The 629-nt window shown below is 67.2% G+C and carries 1 protein-coding gene; it reads left to right on the plus strand.

The window, feature by feature from the left end:
- The coding region (locus ACE5LO_RS27750) for a hypothetical protein (RefSeq protein ID WP_375523137.1) at positions 1–629 on the plus strand (629 nt) is incomplete at both ends.

Here is a 629-nt window from a genome sequence, read left to right on the forward strand (position 1 = left end):
GCAACAGGAGCAACAGGAGCCACAGGAACGGGAACCACCGGACCAACAGGAGATACAGGGGCCACAGGCGCGACAGGAGCAACGGGAGCAACAGGAGCCACAGGAACGGGAACCACCGGACCAACAGGAGATACAGGGGCCACAGGCGCGACAGGGGCAACGGGAGCAACAGGAGCCACAGGAACGGGAACCACCGGACCAACAGGAGATACAGGGGCCACAGGCGCGACAGGGGCAACGGGAGCAACAGGAGCAACGGGAGCGACGGGAGCCACAGGTCAGACCGGCCCGACAGGCCAAACTGGAGCAACCGGGGCAACAGGAGCGACAGGAGCAACGGGAGCCACAGGTCAGACCGGCCCGACAGGCCAAACTGGAGCAACCGGGGCGACAGGAGCAACGGGAGCGACGGGAGCCACAGGTCAGACCGGCCCGACAGGCCAAACTGGAGCAACCGGGGCGACAGGAGCGACAGGGGCGACAGGAGCCACAGGCCAGACCGGCCCGACAGGCCAAACTGGAGCAACCGGGGCGACAGGAGCAACGGGAGCGACGGGAGCCACAGGTCAGACCGGCCCGACAGGCCAAACTGGAGCAACCGGGGCGACAGGAGCGACAGGAGCAACGGG

It is taken from the genome of Paenibacillus medicaginis, from assembly GCF_042138635.1.
GTDB lineage: Bacteria > Bacillota > Bacilli > Paenibacillales > Paenibacillaceae > Paenibacillus > Paenibacillus medicaginis.